Raw genomic sequence first — 19,572 nt, 5'->3', positions numbered from 1 at the left:
CGCTTCGCGATCTGCCCGGTTTCGCTCGCCTCCGGCTTCGCTGCACCGGGCAGGTCACGCGTTCGCGTGCGTGGCTGGGGCTACTTTGAGACGGACCCTGGGGCTTCGCTCGCGGAACGCGCTCTCCTGCTCTACCCCCTCCGGGGACGCGTCCATGGGGGCATGCCTCCATGGACGCGATCCCGCGAAGCCAGTCGGTCGGGCGGGGCCGGTCAGACGGACTTGCGGTACAGCTCGGCGACCATGAAGGCCAGGTCCAGGGACTGGCCCCGGTTGAGGCGGGGGTCGCAGGCCGTCTCGTAGCGCTGGTGCAGGTCGGCCTCGGCGAGCCCCTGGCCGCCGCCGACGCACTCGGTCACGTCGTCGCCGGTGAACTCGATGTGTATGCCGCCCGGGTGCGTGCCGAGGGCGCGGTGGACCTCGAAGAACCCGGCCACCTCGTCCAGGACGTCGTCCAGCCGCCGGGTCTTGTGCCCGCTCGGCGCCTCGAACGTGTTGCCGTGCATGGGGTCGCAGATCCACGCGACCGGGGCGCCGCTCTGGTGCACCTTCTCGATCAGCGGGGGCAGCGCGTCGCGGATGCGGCCGGCCCCCATCCGGGTGATGAAGGTGAGCCGGCCCGGCTCACCGTCGGGGTTCAGGCGCTCCATCAGGGCGAGCGCGTCGTCGGCCGAGGTCGTCGGGCCGAGCTTCACCCCGATCGGGTTGCGGATGTGGCGCAGGAACTCGACGTGCGCGCCGTCCAGCTGCCGGGTCCGCTCGCCGATCCAGAGGAAGTGCGCGGACACGTCGTAGGGCAGGCCGCTGAGGTGGTCGATGCGTGTCAGCGCCCGCTCGTACTCCAGGAGCAGGGCCTCGTGGCTGGAGTAGAACTCCACCCCGTGGAACTCGTCGGGGTTGGCTCCGCACGCCTTCATGAACGTCAGCGCCCGGTCGATCTCGCCCGCCAGCTGCTCGTAGCGGCGGCCCGCAGGGCTCTGCGCCACGAAGTCCTGGTTCCAGGCGTGCACCTGGCGCAGGTCGGCGTAGCCGCCCTTGGTGAACGCCCGGCACAGGTTCAGGGTCACCGCCGAGCAGTGGTAGGCCTTCAGCAGGCGGTGCGGGTCGTTGCGCCGCGAGGCGGCGTCGAAGTCGAACCCGTTCACCGCGTCGCCCCGGTAGGCGGGGAGCTCCAGGCCGCCGCGGACCTCCACGGGCTTGGAGCGCGGCTTGGCGTACTGGCCCGCCATCCGGCCGATCTTCACGACGGGAACGCTCGCCGCGTAGGTGAGGACGACCGCCATCTGCAGCAGCGTCTTCAGCTTGTTCTTCACCGCGTCGGCGGTCGACCCCTCGAACGTCTCGGCGCAGTCTCCGCCCTGAAGGACGAAGGCCTCACCGCGGGCCACATCGGCGAGTTGAGCCTTCAACTGGTCGCATTCGCCGGCGAAGACGAGCGGCGGCTGCGTCGCCAGCTCGGCGGCGACCGCGCGCACCTCGGCCGGGTCGTCCCAATCGGGCTGCTGGAGAGCGGGGAGGGCGCGCCACGCGTCGAGGTCCCCGATGACGGCGGAATTGCTCACCCTGAAAGGCTATGGCACCGCCCGCCCTCCGTGAACGGGAAGCCCGGGACGCCCGGGGTTCATAGCCCCGGAGACACTGCCGGGCGGCCCCTTTGCGGGGCCGCCCGGCAGTGTCGGTGCGTGGGGGAGAGGGCTCCGGACGCCCTCAGGCCGCCCGGCTCCCGGCGGCGGCAGGTTCCCGCGCCGTGTCGGAGTCGCCGGCCGGCGCCCTGCGGCCGCTCAGGTCGGTCTCGGTCGCCAGCTGCCGCAGCCGCCGCAGCGAGCGGTCGGTGATCTGGCGGACCCGGTTGTGGCTGAGCCCGTACCGTGCGCCGATCTGCGCGTACGACAGCGGCTGCCCGTTGTCCATCCCGAACCGGGCCCGCAGGATCGCGGACTCGCGCTCGGGAAGCCGGTCGAGCAGCCGCGCGAGGCCCTCGATGTCGTCCAGCGCGAGGATCTCGGTCTCCGGGGTGACGGCGTCCGGGTCCTCCAGCAGGTCGCCCATCGGCGTCTCGCCGGCGTCGTCGACGGTCGCGTCCAGGCTCGCCGGGTCGCGGCGCCATCGCAGCAGCTCGTCGACGTGCTCGGCGTCGGAGCCGAGGGTGCCCGCGAGCTCCTCGCGGGTCGGCTCCCTGCCGAGCTCGCGACCGAGCTGGCGCTCCGCGCGCCGCAGCCGCGACAGCTCCTCCTCCACGTGGACGGGCAGCCTGATCGTGCGGGCGGTGTGGCTGAGCCCGCGGCCGATGGCCTGCCGGATCCACCAGGTCGCGTATGTGGAGAACTTGAAGCCGCGGCGGTAGTCGAACTTCTCCACCGCGCGCATCAGCCCCAGGTTCCCCTCCTGGATGAGGTCTATGAGAGGCAACGAGTCGGTCGGGTACTTCCGGGCGATCGAGACCACCAGCCGCAGGTTGGCCTCGACGAAGCGCTGCTTCGCGCGCAGCCCCGCCGCGGCCAGCTCCTCCAGCTCCTCGCGGGACGCGCCCTCGGGCGCCCTGTCCTCTTCGAGCAGCTGTTCGGCGTACAGGCCCCCTTCGATCGCCTTGGCCAGATCGACCTCCTCCTGCGCGTCGAGCAGAGGGGTACGGCCGATCCGGTCGAGGTACGCCCCGACTAGATCCTTGTCGGGGACTTCGACCCTGTCGCCCTTGGTACGGGTTCCAGCCATCCTGACCCTTCTCCGGTGCGATCTCCCTACGAGGAGAACGCTAATTACCGCTCTGTGATTCCCGGGTGGGGAATACTGCGAGGCTGTAAGCCGCTCTACGTCGTGATACCCCGACTGAGGAGAAACCGACATGGCGACGGTCACACTGACCGCTGAGAACTTCGACGAGGTCGCTCAGGCCGACGGCATCGTGCTGGTCGACTTCTGGGCCGAGTGGTGCGGGCCGTGCAAGAGGTTCGCACCCGTGTTCGAGCGGTCGGCGGGCAAGCACGAGGACATCGTCTTCGGCAAGGTGGACACCGACGCCGAGGCCGAGCTGTCGGAGCGCTTCGGGATCAGGTCGATTCCCACGCTGATGGCGATCCGCGACGGCATGATCGTGTTCGCGGAGCCGGGAGCGCTGCCCGAGTCGGTGCTGGAGAACGTGATCGAGCAGGTCCGCGGCCTGGACATGGAGGACGTCCGCAAGCGGGCGGAGGCCTGACCCGCCGCCCGCCAGGTTGCGCCCACGAGGCGCGCAGCGGGCGCCCGGACGGCGCGAGGGCAAAGAAGCGGACGGCGCCGCCCCTTGGCCGGCGCGCATGGTCGATGATGGACGGATGCTCGCCGATGTCGTCCGATACCTGGTGTGCCCCGTGTGCGGAGCCGACCTCGAACTGGTCGGCCGCGGACTGCGCTGCCCGGACGGGCATGCCTTCGACATCGCGCGACAGGGATATGCCAACCTCCTTCCGGGCAACGCCCGCCCGGGAACGGCGGACACGCCCGAGATGGTCCGCGCGAGGGACGAGTTCCTCTCGGCCGGCCACTTCGCGGTCGTCTCGGAGCGGCTCGCTTGGAACGTTTCGTCTTCCCGACCGGGCTTCGTCCTGGACGCGGGCGCTGGGACAGGGCACTACCTGAGCCGCGTCCTCGACCGGACGCCCGAGGCCGTCGGCCTCGCATTGGACATCTCCAAGCACGCGGCCCGGCGCGCCGCGAAGGCGCACCCGCGCTGCGGGGCCGTCGTCGCGGACCTCTGGCGCCCGTTCCCGCTCCGCGACGGCGCCGTCGACACCGTGATGAACGTCTTCGCCCCGCGCAACGCCGCCGAGTTCCACCGGGTGCTCCGCGACGACGGGCTGCTGTTCACGGTGACGCCGTCACCCCGCCACCTCGGCACCCTCGTGGAACCTCTCGGCCTCCTCTCGATCGACAAGCGCAAGACCGAGCGGATGGACGCCGCACTCGCCGGCTACTTCAAGCTGGACTCGCGCCAGGAGATCGAGACCGAGGCCGTCCTGACGCGCGACGAGGTCATCACACTCGTCGGCATGGGACCGAGCGCGCACCATGTTCCGGCAGAGCGGCTCAGAGAACGACTGGAGCGGCTGCCGGACCCGCTCCCCGCGCCCCTCTCGTTCGTCCTGTCCGGCTACCGGCGGCTCGAGTAGACGCGGTCCCGGCCTGTGCGATCTCCAGCAGCACCTGCGGGGTCTCGCCCGGCTCGGTCACCTCCTCCACCCCCGGCGCGTCGAGGGCCTCGTAGACGAACGACGTGCGGAGCGAGCGAGCGGTGGCGCTCAGAAGGAGACGCTGCAGAGCCTGGCCCGCGCGGAGCCACTCGGCGGGGGAGTCCCCGCGGGTGGTGAGCACGGCCCGCTGCCGCGCCCGATCGACGACGGGGGTAAGCCGATGGAGCATCGCCCCCTCGAGCCTCGCCTCCCCGGCCAGATCATCGATGACGTGGCGAGGCGGGCAGCCGCCCGAGACGGAGCGGCTGGTGCGGGACGGCCGGAGCGTGGCCGCATACAGGAGCCGCTCCTCCCGCGAGACGCGGTGGCGGCCGGCCAGGCGCACGGAGGCGAGGACGGTCGGACGTCCGGGGTCCGGGAGCAACCGAACGACGGCCTCGTGACCGAGCTGGGCGGCGGCCAGGCGCAGATTCACCAGCGCGGCGCCGCTGCTGAGGTGCAGGCTCCGTCCCGCCGGATCGTGCCTAGGCCGGAGCCTCTCCGGATCGGCGTGCACCTCGATCAGGCCGGAGACGACCTTGAACCGCCAGGCGTGCACGTCGTGGACCGTGGGCCCCATCGTCGCGGCGACCACCAGACGCTCGGCCGACGTGCGGGCGGTGACGGACGCATTCACCAGATCTCCTCCTGGCCTCGGGCGAGCGGGGCGCGCCGGGAGCCACCGCCCGTCCCACGGCCGGAACGCCACGGGTAGGCGGTCAGGGCACGGTACCCCACTGTGACCGGAAGCACGTAGTGCCTGAAAGACGAGGTCAGCGCCTTTCGTAGTGCGCTCGTATGACAAGGGGCGCGGGTTCGTGCGCCTCTTGGTTTGACGGTCCCCGCGGGGCGCCTTAATGTTTCTCTCGCCCCAAGGGGACGCGGACGCCGAGAGGCGGTCGGCCCTGGGGAGCCAAGCCACCGAAAATGGTTCGAGCGCCGCTCGGACTGTTGTAGGATGGCTGGACAGCCCACAACGGGATGCAGGACGCCGCGAGGTGGCCGGCCCGCAGGGCGCCTCCTACGAAACGATCTTTTCCAGGTCTTCGGCCTGGGGCTGTGTCGTCGCGTGGGGGACGGGCACACCTCCGACTCGTCGAAAAGATCTTCCGAGATCCGCTTGACAACAGAGATGCGCCTGGTAAGTTAAGAGGGTTGCCCCGGAGCCGGGGCCCGCGGGAGCGGGGTTCGGCGCGGTGGGTGTCCGTTTCTTGAGAACTCAACAGCGTGTTAAAAGCCAGTGCCTTTATCGGCTCGGCCAGTTTTCTGGTCGGGTCGCCCCGTGCCGCTCCATCTGATGGAGTGGTGGGGATTTCTTTGAGGCAATGTCATCCTTTCGAGGATGGCGATGCCGGGATTGTTTCCGAGGTTTGGCGGGTCGGGGTTCGCCCCCTGGTCTGTCGTTTGGACCTTAATGGAGAGTTTGATCCTGGCTCAGGACGAACGCTGGCGGCGTGCTTAACACATGCAAGTCGAGCGGAAAGGCCCCTTCGGGGGTACTCGAGCGGCGAACGGGTGAGTAACACGTGAGCAACCTGCCCCTGACTCTGGGATAAGCCCGGGAAACTGGGTCTAATACCGGATATGACCACTGGTCGCATGGCGTGGTGGTGGAAAGTTTTTCGGTTGGGGATGGGCTCGCGGCCTATCAGCTTGTTGGTGGGGTGATGGCCTACCAAGGCGACGACGGGTAACCGGCCTGAGAGGGCGACCGGTCACACTGGGACTGAGACACGGCCCAGACTCCTACGGGAGGCAGCAGTGGGGAATATTGCGCAATGGGCGGAAGCCTGACGCAGCGACGCCGCGTGAGGGATGACGGCCTTCGGGTTGTAAACCTCTTTCAGCAGGGACGAAGCTAACGTGACGGTACCTGCAGAAGAAGCGCCGGCTAACTACGTGCCAGCAGCCGCGGTAATACGTAGGGCGCAAGCGTTGTCCGGAATTATTGGGCGTAAAGAGCTCGTAGGCGGTTTGTCGCGTCTGTCGTGAAAGCCCACGGCTTAACCGTGGGTCTGCGGTGGATACGGGCAGACTAGAGGCAGGTAGGGGAGAATGGAATTCCCGGTGTAGCGGTGAAATGCGCAGATATCGGGAGGAACACCGGTGGCGAAGGCGGTTCTCTGGGCCTGTACTGACGCTGAGGAGCGAAAGCGTGGGGAGCGAACAGGATTAGATACCCTGGTAGTCCACGCCGTAAACGTTGGGCGCTAGGTGTGGGGTCCTTCCACGGATTCCGCGCCGCAGCTAACGCATTAAGCGCCCCGCCTGGGGAGTACGGCCGCAAGGCTAAAACTCAAAGGAATTGACGGGGGCCCGCACAAGCGGCGGAGCATGTTGCTTAATTCGACGCAACGCGAAGAACCTTACCAAGGCTTGACATCGCCGGAAAACCATCAGAGATGGTGGGTCCTTTTTGGGCCGGTGACAGGTGGTGCATGGCTGTCGTCAGCTCGTGTCGTGAGATGTTGGGTTAAGTCCCGCAACGAGCGCAACCCTCGTTCCATGTTGCCAGCACTTCGGGTGGGGACTCATGGGAGACCGCCGGGGTCAACTCGGAGGAAGGTGGGGATGACGTCAAGTCATCATGCCCCTTATGTCTTGGGCTGCAAACATGCTACAATGGCCGGTACAGAGGGCTGCGATACCGTGAGGTGGAGCGAATCCCTTAAAGCCGGTCTCAGTTCGGATCGAAGTCTGCAACTCGACTTCGTGAAGTCGGAGTCGCTAGTAATCGCAGATCAGCAACGCTGCGGTGAATACGTTCCCGGGCCTTGTACACACCGCCCGTCACGTCACGAAAGTCGGCAACACCCGAAGCCCGTGGCCCAACCACCTTGTGTGGGGGGAGCGGTCGAAGGTGGGGCCGGCGATTGGGACGAAGTCGTAACAAGGTAGCCGTACCGGAAGGTGCGGCTGGATCACCTCCTTTCTAAGGAGCACCAACTGGCCAGGTCGCCTCTCCGTGAGGGATCTGGTCGGTGGCCACCGTTGGCAGCGAATGTCTGTCAGGTGGCTGCTCATAGATGTGGAGCACTGGTTACTCAGCTCACCGCTCGTGTGAGCCGGCAAGTACCGCCCCGGGGCAACCCAGGGGAGTGGGAACGGCGGTTTCAGGCGGGTGGTGGGTTGGACACGCTGTTGAGTCCTGAGGGAACGGGCGCAAGCCCAGGTGACCTCGGACTGCGGGACCGTTGGCCACACTTCTCCGTTATGGGTCGTGTGGCCTCGGTGGGCCCGGTTGTTTTTTGAGAACTGCACAGTGGACGCGAGCATCTCTGGTGAACGATGAGAGCCGCCTGGTGGGGAGTCTTTCGGGGTTTCCTGTCGGGTTGTTTTTGTTGTTTATCTGCGATTTGTTTTGATCGTTTTGTGTGTTCAAGTTTTTAAGGGCATACGGTGGATGCCTTGGCATCAGGAGCCGATGAAGGACGTGGGAGCCTGCGATATGCCTCGGGGAGTCGGCAACCAGACTTTGATCCGGGGATTTCCGAATGGGGAAACCTGGCACTCGTCATGGGGTGTCGCCGCCTGCTGAATGTATAGGCAGGTTGGTGGGAACGCGGGGAAGTGAAACATCTCAGTACCCGCAGGAAGAGAAAACAATAGTGATTCCGTGAGTAGTGGTGAGCGAAAGCGGAGGAGCCTAAACCGTGCGCGTGTGATAGCCGGCAGGCGTTGCGTGTGCGGGGTTGTGGGACCACCCTGGTTCAGCTGCCGTTGGACCGAGGAGTTATAAACCGCTGGGATAGTCGAATGGTTTGGGATGGCCGACCGTAGACGGTGAGAGTCCGGTAGACGAAATTTCAGTGGCTTCTGGGTGTGTTCCCGAGTAGCACGGGGCCCGTGAAATCCCGTGTGAATCTGCCACGACCACGTGGTAAGGCTGAATACTTCCTGATGACCGATAGCGGACCAGTACCGTGAGGGAAAGGTGAAAAGTGCCCCGGTGAGGGGTCGTGAAATAGTACCTGAAACCGTGTGCCTACAAGCCGTCAGAGCCTCCTCAGCGAAGGACTTGTTCTTTGTTGTTGGTGATGGCGTGCCTTTTGAAGAATGAGCCTGCGAGTTATGGTGTGTGGCGAGGTTAACCGGTGGCGGGTAGCCGTAGCGAAAGCGAGTCTGAATAGGGCGTTTTTAGTCGCATGCTGTAGACCCGAAGCGGAGTGATCTAGCCATGGGCAGGGTGAAGCGCCGGTAAGACGGTGTGGAGGCCCGAACCCACCAGGGTTGAAAACCTGGGGGATGACCTGTGGTTAGGGGTGAAAGGCCAATCAAACTCCGTGATAGCTGGTTCTCCCCGAAATGCATTTAGGTGCAGCGTCGCGTGTTTCTTGCCGGAGGTAGAGCTACTGGATGGCTGATGGGCCCTACCAGGTTACTGACGTCAGCCAAACTCCGAATGCCGGTAAGTGAGAGCGTGGCAGTGAGACTGCGGGGGATAAGCTTCGTAGTCGAGAGGGAAACAGCCCAGATCATCGGCTAAGGCCCCTAAGCGTGTGCTAAGTGGGAAAGGATGTGGAGTTGCTGTGACAACCAGGAGGTTGGCTTAGAAGCAGCCACCCTTGAAAGAGTGCGTAATAGCTCACTGGTCAAGTGATTCCGCGCCGACAATGTAGCGGGGCTCAAGCACACCGCCGAAGCCGTGGCATTGACATCCTTTCGGGGGTGTTGATGGGTAGGGGAGCGTCCTGTAACCGGTGAAGCCTTCGAGTGATCGTGGGGTGGAGGTTGCGGGAGTGAGAATGCAGGCATGAGTAGCGAATCACACGTGAGAAACGTGTGCGCCGGATGACCAAGGGTTCCTGGGGCAGGCTAATCCGCCCAGGGTAAGTCGGGACCTAAGGCGAGGCCGACAGGCGTAGTCGATGGACAACGGGTTGATATTCCCGTACCCGCTGGTATGCGCCAACGCTGAACCCTCTGATGCTAACCACCCGAACCGTGGTTCGGGCCTTCGGGCCTGTTTCACGGGGAGCGTGGGGCCCGAGGGGGTAGTAGGTGAGTGATGGGGTGACGCAGGAGGGTAGCTCAGCCCGGGCGGTGGTTGTCCCGGGGTAAGGCTGTAGGGAGAGAGATAGGTAAATCCGTCTCTCACGTATCCTGAGAGCTGATGCCGAGCCGTTTTAGGTGAAGTGAGTGATCCCATGCTGCCGAGAAAAGCCTCTAGCGAGTGTACCGGCGGCCCGTACCCCAAACCGACTCAGGTGGTCAGGTAGAGAATACCAAGGCGATCGGGTGAACTGTGGTTAAGGAACTCGGCAAATTGCCCCCGTAACTTTGGGAGAAGGGGGACCTTGCCTGGTGATGGCATTTTCTGTCTGAGCTGGGTGGGGTCGCAGAGGCCAGGGGGAAGCGACTGTTTACTAAAAACACAGGTCCGTGCGAAGTCGTAAGACGCTGTATACGGACTGACGCCTGCCCGGTGCCGGAACGTTAAGAGGACCGGTTAGAGGGACTTGTTCCTTCGAAGCTGAGAATCTAAGCGCCGGTAAACGGCGGTGGTAACTATAACCATCCTAAGGTAGCGAAATTCCTTGTCGGGTAAGTTCCGACCTGCACGAATGGCGTAACGACTTCCCCGCTGTCTCAACCACAGGCCCGGCGAAATTGCAGTACGAGTAAAGATGCTCGTTTCGCGCAGCAGGACGGAAAGACCCCGGGACCTTCACTACAGCTTGGCATTGGCGCTTGGAGCGTCTTGTGTAGGATAGGTGGGAGACTGTGAAGCCCAGACGCCAGTTTGGGTGGAGTCATTGGTGAAATACCACTCTGGTCGTTTTGAGCGTCTAACCCGCACCCGTGTATCCGGGTGGGGGACAGTGCCTGGTGGGTAGTTTAACTGGGGCGGTTGCCTCCCAAAATGTAACGGAGGCGCCCAAAGGTTCCCTCAGCCTGGTTGGCAATCAGGTGGCGAGTGCAAGGGCACAAGGGAGCTTGACTGTGAGACGGACGTGTCGAGCAGGTGCGAAAGCAGGGCCTAGTGATCCGGCACCTACGTGTGGAAGTGGTGTCGCTCAACGGCTAAAAGGTACCCCGGGGATAACAGGCTGATCTTCCCCAAGAGTCCATATCGACGGGATGGTTTGGCACCTCGATGTCGGCTCGTCGCATCCTGGGGCTGGAGTAGGTCCCAAGGGTTGGGCTGTTCGCCCATTAAAGCGGCACGCGAGCTGGGTTTAGAACGTCGCGAGACAGTTCGGTCCCTATCCGCTGTGCGCGTAGGAGAATTGTGAGGGTCTGTCCCTAGTACGAGAGGACCGGGACGGACGAACCTCTGGTGTGCCAGTTGTCCCGCCAGGGGCACGGCTGGTTGGCTACGTTCGGTCGGGATAACCGCTGAAAGCATCTAAGCGGGAAGCCTTCCTCGAGATGAGTTCTCCCACCCCTTTGTGGGTGTAAGGCTCCCGGTAGACGACCGGGTTGATAGGCCGGAGATGGAAGCGCGGTAACGTGTGGAGTCGACCGGTACTAATAGGCCGAGTGGCTTGAACACACTGAACGTTCAAAGCATGTCGCTGCGAGAGATGGTTCGCGTCCCTGTGTGGTTCCCAGAAAACAACCTGGGCACCGCAGTCACTTGATAAGTGGATACCGAGTCGAAGGCTCGGACGTTGATTTGCCCGCCCCGTCGGGGTGGTGCGTTGAGGCGTTCGGTGGTTTTGGCGAAGGGGAAACACCCGGTCCCATCCCGAACCCGGAAGTTAAGCCCTTCAGCGCCGATGGTACTGCATGGGGGACCGTGTGGGAGAGTAGGACGCCGCCGGACACATATTGGGAAAGGCCCCGCCGTAACCGGCGGGGCCTTTTTCGTTTCATCAGGATTGAACTGCGGTCGTCGTGTCCTGGATCGGTTCTCAGAATCAGTGGGTTGGACGAACGAGTCCGTGCGGCCTGTGGCCGGCCAGACCTCGGCATCCTGCTTCCTCATAGTGACCTCGCCTGAATGTCGGTGCTCGATCACCCACGCGGCCGAGCCGGGGGACCGCGCGAGGACGATGCCCAGGTGCACTCCTGAAGGGTTCTCTGAATCTCAGGGGATGGAGAACGCGAGTGCCGGGTCGGGCTGGCCTCCCGCACACCCAGGTGGACGTCTCAGTTAACCCGGCCGGTGACTAGTAACTGCTGACCGGTGACCGTGCCGCGTCGGACATGACGTGATGACTGACCCCTGGAGCGGCCGGCTCGCTGGTGGTGTCAGGTCGTGTGGCCGGGGCCGGGGCCGGTGGCCGTGGCGCGTGGGGCACGACGTGATCACCCCTGTGGAGGCGGCCCCGCTGGTGGTGTCAGGTCGCGTGGCTGTGACCGGTGGCCGCGGCGCGTTGTGTGTGACTTTCGACCCCTGTGGAGGCGGGCTCGCTGGTGGTGTCAGGTCGCGTGGCTGTGACCGGTGGCCGCGGCGCGTTGTGTGTGACTTTCGACCCCTGTGGAGGCGGGCTCGCTGGTGGTGTCAGGTCGCGTGGCCGGTGGCCGTGGCGTGTGGGGCACGACGTGATCACCCCTGTGGAGGCGGCCCCGCTGGTGGTGTCAGGTCGCGTGGCTGTGACCGGTGGCCGCGGCGCGTTGTGTGTGACTTTCGACCCCTGTGGAGGCGGGCTCGCTGGGGGGATAGCTCGGCGTGACCGGTGGGCGGCGCCATGGCGCGTTGGGCGTGACGTGATGACCCCTGGAGAGGTGGCCTCGTTGGTGGTTCAGCTCCGGCGACCGGCGACCGGGGGGTGGCACCGGGGCGGTTGGATTTGTTAGTGGTCGGTGGCGGCGGGACGCATATGCCGTAGCGAGTTTGCTGATGCCTGGCGAGTGGGGCCTTGACGGCCAGGGCGTCTGTGGGGAGTTCGCACTCATGCGCCCCTGCGGTACTGTCGCGCCGCTTCAAGGGAGGGCTCGGCGGCGGTCGTTCGGTTGTGGTTCAGGCTCGGGTGGCTTCCGTCTCTATCGCGCGGATGCGCGCGACCTCGGGGGTGCGGGCGTCCAAGCGGATCTTCGCCAGGGCGTGGCGGCCGAGGTCGGCCGTCCCGGTGTGCTTGGTCTCTTCCTGGTCCAGATAGGCGGTCAGGTCCGGGAAAGTGATGAGCCACCCGCCACCGTCGCCCGCGGGGGCGGCCCGGAAGTCGCGGGGGTCGCGCGGGGCCGCCAGCCTCTCCTTGGCGAATGCCGCCGCCGAGTCCGGCTCGCGGGTCCCGGCAGGGACGAAGGTGCCGTTGCGGAAGTAGACCGTGGTCTGGGCCCGATCACCGGCGGCCAGAGCTGCCTCGGAAACGACGGCCGGGGGCTCCGGCGGTCGATGGGTGAGCGTGGCTCGTGAGCTCCGCCGCCGGATCCGCGACAGCTTGATCAACGCCCAGATGAGGAGCAGCGGCCAGGCGATCAGCAGGAGCACGAGCAGGCCGGTTCCGGGCGCGTCCACTTTGATGCGCAGCGCGTCGGTCGACCGGTCGCAGGTGATCGCGACGTAGTCGGTGGCGGGGGCGCGGAACGCGCCGACCCACCGGTATCCCTTGACCTCCGCGGAGTCGCCGGCGTGCCGGGCGCGGTCCAGGTTCAGCGGATAGTTGCGGCCCTGACCGATCAGCGTGCAGGAGCTCGGATCCTCAGCGGCCTCGAGAACGTGGACGCGGTACCGCAGATCCTCGTCCACCCAGAGCACAGGGCGGTTGTCGTTACGGACGTTTCCGGATCGGACGGCCTCACCCGTGCTCGCGTGGAGGAGCGGGTAGTGCGTCCTCCAGAAGAGCGTGGTGAGCAGGGCGAGCACGACCACGGGCCAGGCCGGAATCAGGTACGCGCGCCAGGACGGGGCGAACGGTACCCGATACCGATATGAAACCTTTTTCGGCACCCGTGAATTGTACGATCTTGCCCCCTGAAGGGGGAGATCATTTGGACGTTACACGTATCGACATCGACGGCGTGCCGGTGTTCTGGAGTGAGGGCGCGCCGGGCGACGACGGCCTCCGAGCGGCACTGGTGTTCCGCGTGGGGCGGGCCGACGAGACCCTGGCACGGGGCGGGGTCACCCACCTGGTGGAGCATCTGGCGCTGCATGCGATCGGCGATGCCGATTATCACCACAACGGCTCCGTGGACGCGGTCACCACCATGTTCCTCACCCATGGCGAGCCCGCTGAGGTCGCCGAATTCCTGACGACGGTCTGCGAGTCCCTGCGCGCGCTTCCCATGGGCCGTATCGAGGCCGAGAAGAACATCCTGCGAACCGAGGCCGAGGGCCGCGACGTGGGGGCGCCCGGCCAGTTGCTGCTGTGGCGTTACGGAGCGGCCACCTATGGGTTGCCCGCCTACGAGGAGCACGGGCTCGCCGCCTTAACCCCGGAGGACGTCAAGGACTGGTCTGCGCGGTGGTTCACCAGGAACAACGCGGCCCTGGCGATCGTCGGGGGCCCACCGCCCGCGGGACTCGCGCTGCCGCTTCCCGAGGGCGAGCGGCGGCCCGTCCCGGATCCGACGAACGGGCTGCCCAGGACGCCCGCCTACGTCAACCTCGAAATCAACGGCGTCGCGCTCTCCGGCATCGTGCCGCGCTCCTCCGCCGCCCGGATCTACGCCGACCTCCTCGGTCGGCGCCTTCACCGCGTGCTGCGGCGGGACAACGCGCTGAGCTACACGACGAGCGTCGGCTTCTCATCGACCACCGGGGACGGCGTCGAGATCCTCGCGTTCGCGGACGGGCTGGCCGAGGTGCGTCCGGAACTCGCGGAGCGGTTCCGCGGGGAGATCGAGCGAATCGCGGCGGAGCCGGTGGAAGCGGCCGAACTCGCGGAGGCCGTGGCGGCGCGGCGCACCCGCAGGGCGTCCGACGAGGGCCGCGCCTCGCAGGCGATCAGATGCTGCATGGCCGAACTGATGGGACCTCCGGCGCTGACGACGGAAGAGGCCCTGGCCGATCTGGACGCCGTGCGGCCGGAGGACGTCCAGGACGTCGGCCGCGCCGTCCTGGACACCGCGCTCCTGATGCTTCCCCGCGGCCAGGAGCCGCAGGGGGCGCGTTTCTCCAGGGTGCCGCTCGCCTCCACGGTCGCGGTCGAAGGCCGTGTCCACACCCGGGCGGACGACGTCCAGCAAGGGCTGATCGTCGGCCGGGAGGGGGCCACCTCGCTGAGGGGACCGATCATGGCCACCGTCCGCTTCGATCAGTGCGCCGCGGTGCTCGCATGGCAGGACGGGGCACGCCTGCTGATCGGCCTGGACGGCGTGACGGTCGGTGTCGAGCCGAACCTCTGGCATGCCGGCACGGCCGCCGTGGCGGAGATCGACCGGTACGCCCCCGCCGAGGTGGTCGTGCGCAAGGCGGCGCGGCCCGACGACCGCGTCCCGCCCCGGAACAACGCCTCCTCCGCCGATGCGGATTCGGGGGAGGACGGCTCGGCGTCTCCCGGCCGGGTGGCCGCCCTCGTCGCGCTGCTCGGCAGGATCAGGTCGCGGAGGCGGCGGCCCGCCTGGCAGGACGCGGCGCTTGCGGCGGCGCTGCCGAAGGTGCGCGGCGGTGACCTGCGCGCCGGGCTGGACCTGCTGGCCCGCACCCGGGACGACGCGGAGACCCGGAGCCTCTATTTGGAGAACCTCACCGACGCCGCGCTCGGGCAGGCCGGGCGGCTCACGCGCCTGTCCGCTGAGGATCCCAACGACCCGGACCTGTGCCTGTGGCTTGGCGCGACCCGCGTCGCCGAAGCGTGGGAGGCGCGCAGCGCCGAGCGCGCGGAGAACGTCGACGCCGAGCGGTTCGGCCGGTTCTGGCGGTTGCTCGCCCTCGCGGGACCGCCGCTCTACCGCGCCGCCGAACTGCTTCCCGCAGACCCCGTCCCTTGGGACCGGCTCCAGTGGTACGGCATCGGCATGCAGCTCGAACGGGACGAGCTGGACCGGACATGGCGAGAGCTGACGGCACGCGAGCCCTTCCTCTTCGAGGGCCACATCTCCCGTTCCCAAGCGCTCTGCAAGAAGTGGTGGGGGTCGGAGGCCGAGCTGCTGGACTTCGCCGAGGCGGCGGTCGCCGCGGCCGGGCCGGGCGACCCGGTCACCGCGGTGCTGGCGCTGGCGCACCTGGAGATCGGCGGTGAGATCGGCACCTGGGACGACCTGAACCGCTACCTGGCGCGGCCCTCGGTGCACGCCGCGCTCGTGGGCGCCGCCGACCGGTTGCTGGCCGCGGAGCGGCGGCACCCGAGGAACCTGGAGGCGCACCACTACTTCGGTGCGGTCTTCTACCGGGCCGGCGACCACGACCGGGCCCGGCGCCATCTCGAAAGGGCCGGCCGCACCAGCCCGCCCGACCGCGCATGGGGCTATGCGCCCGCTCCCGACCGGCTGCTGTCGCGGGCCCGGCGGGACGTCCGCGCGAAACGCGGCGGACCGCCCGAGGGAGGGAGCTAGACGGCCGGGTGGTCCTGCGTCAGGGCCTTCGCGTAGTTGGAGAGGGAGCGGTTGTAGCGTGGGAGGTGGCGGGACAGGGCGCCCAGGGCGAGTCCGGCCGCCTCCCGCTCGCGCCCGACATCGGTGAGCGCGAGCGCGAGGAACGCGGTGACGGCGTCGTCGAGTTCGTCCGAGGCGGCCTCGCGCTCCGCGGTCAGCAGCGCGACGCTCTCGTCGGCGCGGCCGAGGTTGCGGAGCGTGCTGGCGTACTGGATCACGGCCTGCCTCCGCCGCGCCTCGGGGAGCCCGGCGGCGAAGGCCCGCCGGTAGTGGTCGGCGGCCTCCGCCTCGTTGCCGATGGAGTCGTGCGCGGAGGCCAGCTCGTACTCGCCGACGGCGTCGCCGGGCGGCAGCTCGGCCACCAGGGCTTCGACCTTCCCGAGGAGGTCCTCGGGCTCGTGGTCGTCGAAGGCGTCCCAGAGCGCGGCCATGCGTTTCTCCCATTCGGGAGAGGGGGTGATCATGGTGTCAGGATACGGTCACCCGTCCCGTTCCAGCGGATCGAGGTCGAGCCAGAGCGCGGCCGGGTGGCGGATCAGGGTGACGGTGTTCCAGACGACGTCGTGCGGCGCGTGGTGCAGCCGGGCATCGGGGAACCGGCGGGTCAGCTCGCGCAGGACGATGTTCAACTCCAGCCGCGCCAGCGGGGCGCCCAGGCAGACATGGGGCCCGGCTCCGAAGGCGAGGTGGGGGTTCCGGGCGCGCTGGAGATCGAGGTGTCCGGGGCCGTCGAACACGCCCGGGTCGCGGTTGGCGCGGTCGATCGCCGGGATCACCAGGTCGCCCTCGCGCAGCCGGACGCCTCCGAGTTCCACCTCGCGCACGGCCCGCCGCGGCTGCGCGGATTCGAACACGGTTCCGGGGGTGGTGCGCAGCAGTTCCTCGACCGCGCCGGGAACGCGGTCGGGCCGGGCCGCGAGGAGGCGGTAGAGGGTCTCGCCGTCCTGCCGGGTGGTGAGCAGCCGGAACAGGAAGCCCGCGATCGCGGCGGCCGTGGTCTCCCATCCCGCGATGACGATGCTCGCCGCCAGCAGCGCCGCCTCCTCCAGGCCGGTCCGCCGGCGGACGGCGTTGGCGGCGATCGCGGAGAGGAGGCCGCCCTCCTCGGAGCCGGGCCGCGCGTCCGCCATGAGGCCGCCGAGGCGCTCGGCCATGTAGCCGCTCATCTCCAGCACCGCGCGCTCGTTCTCGGCGGCGCGGTCGGGACCCGTGGACAGGAACATGTCACCCCATGTCCTGAACAGCGGCAAGTCGTCCTCCGGTAGGTGCATCACGCTGCCGATCACGCCGAGGGTGAGGGGCAGGGCGAGCCGCTCGTTGACCTCGACCGGATCGCCCGCCCGGACGAGCGAGTCGAGCAGCCGGGAGGTGAGGCGGTCGACGGTCGGCCGGTACCGGTCGATCCGGGCGGGCGCGAAAGCGTTGCCGACCAGGTCGCGGTGCACGCGGTGCTCCCGGTCGTCACGCGCCAGCATCGTCGGGGAGGTGCGGGGCCAGGGCGGGATCGCGTCCGCTCCCGCGCGGCGGAACGTGTCCTGCTCGCGCAGGACGCGCAGGCACTCCCCGTGCCCGGTGACGAGGTACGCCTCTTGTCCTTCCGGGAGGCGGACCCGGGCGACGGGTGCGAGCCCGTCGTAGAGAGGGGACAGTCCCATCGGGTCGTCGGGGCGACGTCCGTCGACCGGGACGTCCTGGCAGGGGAACGGGTAGCGCGGGGGATCGGTCGCCGTCACGTCGCTCCTCGCGGATGTCGCGGAGTCGTCGCCTGTCCGCCTCGAGACTCCGCGAGACGCCCATGGCCGTCAACCCTCGGGTGATGTTCATGTGGCGTCGGCGACATATGGGGCCGGTGTTGCCCGTGTGCGACGTGGGGCGCGGCAGAATCGAACCGCTCGACCACGGTCGGGACCATGGTTGCGCCGGTGCCTACCCACACCTCGCACCGGCGCGGCCGCCCGCCGGCGGGCCGGCGGGCACCTCCGGGTCTTCGGCGGCGCGCCGTCCGCTCCTCGTGATGATCCCGCGCGCCGCGCTCGGCGAGCCGGAACCGGCCTTACTCCGGTCAGCGGTGCGGGCACCAGCACAAACCTCGCCAGTGTTCCGGGCCGCGAACAGGCGATGTCGGCCGGACTTGGACCCGGCGCGGATTGGACCTGTCCCCCCGCGGGACCTGGTCGTACCGTCCGCCCATGCGCAACACACGACGCCTCGCCCTTGCGGCCGCGGCCGCGTTCCCCCTCATCGCCGCGCTGCCGGCGGCGTCCGCCGCGGACTCCGGCGCGACCGCCGCCGGGACCGTCTTCTACCCCAACCCCGTCCAGCAGCTCGGGGACCAGTCCCTCACCGACGCGAAGGACGCCGACTACGCGGCCCTCGCGCCCGCCTACCGGCAGGTCACCCTCACCGACCTCGACGGGTCGGGGTCGCTCACCGGACGGTACGCGCGGGTCAAGAGCGAGACCGGCAAGGCCGCCCGGATCGAGGGCGGCGCGCTGCCCGCCTACCACCGCGACTCCGACCAGTTCGAGCAGGTGATGGGCTACTACTGGGTGACGACCGCGCAGCGGTACCTGCAGCACCTCGGGTTCGGGTCCGGGCTCCGGCCCGTGAACCAGCGGCAGATCGAGGTGCGGATCAACCAGTACGGCGGCGACAACTCCTTCTTCCGCCCCGACAAGGCGAACATCACGCTCGGCAAGGGCGGGATCGACGACGCCGAGGACGCCGAGGTCGTCATCCACGAGTACGGCCACTCCGTGCAGGACGGCCAGGTCACCGGTTTCGGCACGAACCTGGAGTCGGGCTCGATCGGGGAGGCGTTCGGCGACTACCTGGCGGTGGCGGTCACCAGCTGGGCGACCGGCGCACCGACCAGGACCCCGGAGCCGTGCGTCGCCGACTGGGACTCGGTGGCCTACACATCCGGACCCACGCACTGCCTGCGCAGGCTGGACGGGACGAAGCACTATCCCGAGGACGTCCGCGGTGAGGTCCACGCCGACGGCGAGATCTGGTCGCGGGCCCTCTGGGACATCCGGCAGTCGCTCGGCGACACCCAGGCGAGCACCCTGATCGTCGAGGCGCAGTTCGCGTTCGCGCCGGACACCTCGTTCAAGGCCGCCGCCGAGGCGACCGTCGCCGCCGCCCAGCGCCTCTACGGAGCGAAGGCGGCGAAGGCCGCACAGGCGGCGTTCGCCGCGCGGGGCATCCTGTGACCGCGTGATCGTCAAGGGCGTGGTGCGGCCGTAAGGAGCGATATAGCATTCGCTCATGATCACGGCCGCCCTCGCCTTCGCCGTCGCCGCGCTGATCGTCAACGTGGTGCCGGGGCTCGACACTTTCCTTGTGCTCAGAACCTCCGTGGCGCGGGGGCGGAGCCATGGCCTGGCGGCGGCGCTCGGCATCATGGCCGGATGCGCGGTGTGGGGGCTCGCCACGGCGGTCGGGCTGACCGCGCTGCTGACCGCCTCGCACGTCGCTTACAACGTGGTGCGCGTCTGCGGCGCCGCCTACCTGGTGTGGCTCGGAGCGACGGCGCTCCGGAGCGCCAGGAGGATGGGTGAGGTCGAGCATCCCGAGCCCGTCTTGGCCGCCGGACGTCGTGCGGCGTTCCGCGCGGGGGTCGGGACCAACCTGCTGAACCCCAAGGCGGGCGTCTTCTACATGAGCCTCGTCCCGCAGTTCATGCCGCACGGTGCGCCGGTGTTCGGCACGACGGTCCTGTTCACCGCGATCGACGTGGCGGAGCTCGCGCTCTGGTTCTGGATCGTTTCGGGCGCGGCCGCCGCCCTGGGGGAGCGGCTGCGCCGCCCGTCGTTCCGGCGGAAGACGGAGCGGCTCAGCGGGGTGGCCTTCCTCGGGTTCGCCGCGAGCCTGCTCGCCGACCGGCCCTGACCGCGGCGGTCGCGGACCGGGCCGGAGCGCCGGGGTTGCGGCGAAA

Annotated in this window: 11 protein-coding genes and 3 rRNA genes; 8 read left to right on the top strand and 6 right to left on the bottom strand. The window is 67.9% G+C overall.

The window, feature by feature from the left end:
• Positions 1-212 precede the first annotated feature (212 nt).
• Entirely contained in the window at positions 213-1,562 is a 1,350-nt protein-coding gene (locus FKD65_RS05505; protein ID WP_205718552.1) for a class II 3-deoxy-7-phosphoheptulonate synthase, read from the bottom strand.
• Between the two features lie 145 nt (positions 1,563-1,707).
• Positions 1,708-2,712, bottom strand: coding sequence for an RNA polymerase sigma factor RpoD/SigA (locus FKD65_RS05500; RefSeq protein ID WP_141576448.1), 1,005 nt, complete (start codon positions 2,710-2,712; stop codon positions 1,708-1,710).
• Between the two features lie 130 nt (positions 2,713-2,842).
• Here FKD65_RS05500 and trxA point away from each other — a divergent pair, with 130 nt between their 5' ends.
• Positions 2,843-3,196 carry a thioredoxin gene (gene trxA / locus FKD65_RS05495; protein WP_141576447.1) on the top strand — a complete coding sequence of 118 codons (354 nt, stop codon included), beginning with the start codon at positions 2,843-2,845 and terminating at the stop codon, positions 3,194-3,196.
• A 115-nt stretch (positions 3,197-3,311) separates the two neighbouring features.
• Positions 3,312-4,145 (top strand): putative RNA methyltransferase, encoded by an 834-nt coding sequence (locus FKD65_RS05490; protein WP_141576446.1) that lies wholly within the window; start codon positions 3,312-3,314, stop codon positions 4,143-4,145.
• On the opposite strand, the gene FKD65_RS05485 is transcribed toward FKD65_RS05490, so the two are convergent.
• Positions 4,063-4,842: a hypothetical protein gene (locus FKD65_RS05485; protein WP_205718551.1), complete on the bottom strand. Its 780-nt coding sequence runs from the start codon at positions 4,840-4,842 to the stop codon at positions 4,063-4,065. The genes FKD65_RS05490 and FKD65_RS05485 overlap by 83 nt on opposite strands.
• Before the next feature lie 774 nt (positions 4,843-5,616).
• Here FKD65_RS05485 and FKD65_RS05480 point away from each other — a divergent pair.
• From FKD65_RS05480 to rrf, 3 genes are all read left to right on the top strand, one after another.
• Positions 5,617-7,137 (top strand): 16S ribosomal RNA (locus tag FKD65_RS05480).
• Positions 7,138-7,581: 444 nt separating this feature from the next.
• Positions 7,582-10,701: ribosomal RNA gene (locus FKD65_RS05475) — 23S ribosomal RNA — on the top strand.
• Between the two features lie 156 nt (positions 10,702-10,857).
• A 5S ribosomal RNA gene (gene rrf, locus FKD65_RS05470) occupies positions 10,858-10,974 on the top strand.
• The 16S, 23S and 5S rRNA genes sit together here, the layout of an rRNA operon.
• A 1,140-nt stretch (positions 10,975-12,114) precedes the next feature.
• Here rrf and FKD65_RS05465 read toward each other — a convergent pair.
• Positions 12,115-13,044, bottom strand: a complete 930-nt coding sequence (locus FKD65_RS05465; RefSeq protein ID WP_141576445.1) for a hypothetical protein — start codon at positions 13,042-13,044, stop codon at positions 12,115-12,117.
• A 41-nt stretch (positions 13,045-13,085) separates the two neighbouring features.
• Between FKD65_RS05465 and FKD65_RS05460 the strand changes: the two genes are divergently transcribed.
• Positions 13,086-15,593, top strand: a complete 2,508-nt coding sequence (locus tag FKD65_RS05460) for an insulinase family protein (RefSeq protein WP_141576444.1) — start codon at positions 13,086-13,088, stop codon at positions 15,591-15,593.
• Here the strand turns inward: FKD65_RS05460 and FKD65_RS05455 are convergent.
• Together FKD65_RS05455 and FKD65_RS46190 are read right to left on the bottom strand one after the other, a co-directional pair.
• Positions 15,590-16,096, bottom strand: coding sequence for a tetratricopeptide repeat protein (locus FKD65_RS05455; RefSeq protein ID WP_205718550.1), 507 nt, complete (start codon positions 16,094-16,096; stop codon positions 15,590-15,592). The two genes, FKD65_RS05460 and FKD65_RS05455, sit on opposite strands and share 4 nt — an antisense overlap.
• 15 nt (positions 16,097-16,111) lie before the next feature.
• Positions 16,112-17,365: a cytochrome P450 gene (locus FKD65_RS46190; RefSeq protein WP_141576443.1), complete on the bottom strand. Its 1,254-nt coding sequence runs from the start codon at positions 17,363-17,365 to the stop codon at positions 16,112-16,114.
• A 456-nt stretch (positions 17,366-17,821) separates the two neighbouring features.
• On the opposite strand from FKD65_RS46190, the gene FKD65_RS05445 reads away from it, so the two are divergent.
• Positions 17,822-18,847, top strand: coding sequence for a M4 family metallopeptidase (locus FKD65_RS05445; protein ID WP_141576442.1), 1,026 nt, complete (start codon positions 17,822-17,824; stop codon positions 18,845-18,847).
• Between the two features lie 55 nt (positions 18,848-18,902).
• On the top strand, positions 18,903-19,526 hold the full coding sequence (locus tag FKD65_RS05440; protein WP_141576441.1) for a LysE family translocator: 624 nt from the start codon (positions 18,903-18,905) through the stop codon (positions 19,524-19,526).
• The last annotated feature ends 46 nt before the right edge of the window (positions 19,527-19,572 follow it).

This window comes from Actinomadura sp. WMMA1423, from assembly GCF_006547145.1.
Classification (GTDB): Bacteria; Actinomycetota; Actinomycetes; order Streptosporangiales; family Streptosporangiaceae; genus Spirillospora.
This window is presented reverse-complemented; position numbering and strand designations above follow the sequence as displayed.

Excerpts from the sequence above, each read along its gene's own strand:
- FKD65_RS05500 (WP_141576448.1), bottom strand. The coding sequence starts at position 2,712 with ATGGCTGGAACCCGTACCAAGGGCGACAGGGTCGAAGTCCCCGACAAG.
- trxA (WP_141576447.1), top strand. The coding sequence starts at position 2,843 with ATGGCGACGGTCACACTGACCGCTGAGAACTTCGACGAGGTCGCTCAG.
- FKD65_RS05490 (WP_141576446.1), top strand. The coding sequence starts at position 3,312 with ATGCTCGCCGATGTCGTCCGATACCTGGTGTGCCCCGTGTGCGGAGCC.
- FKD65_RS05455 (WP_205718550.1), bottom strand. The coding sequence starts at position 16,096 with ATGATCACCCCCTCTCCCGAATGGGAGAAACGCATGGCCGCGCTCTGG.
- FKD65_RS05445 (WP_141576442.1), top strand. The coding sequence starts at position 17,822 with ATGCGCAACACACGACGCCTCGCCCTTGCGGCCGCGGCCGCGTTCCCC.
- FKD65_RS05440 (WP_141576441.1), top strand. The coding sequence starts at position 18,903 with ATGATCACGGCCGCCCTCGCCTTCGCCGTCGCCGCGCTGATCGTCAAC.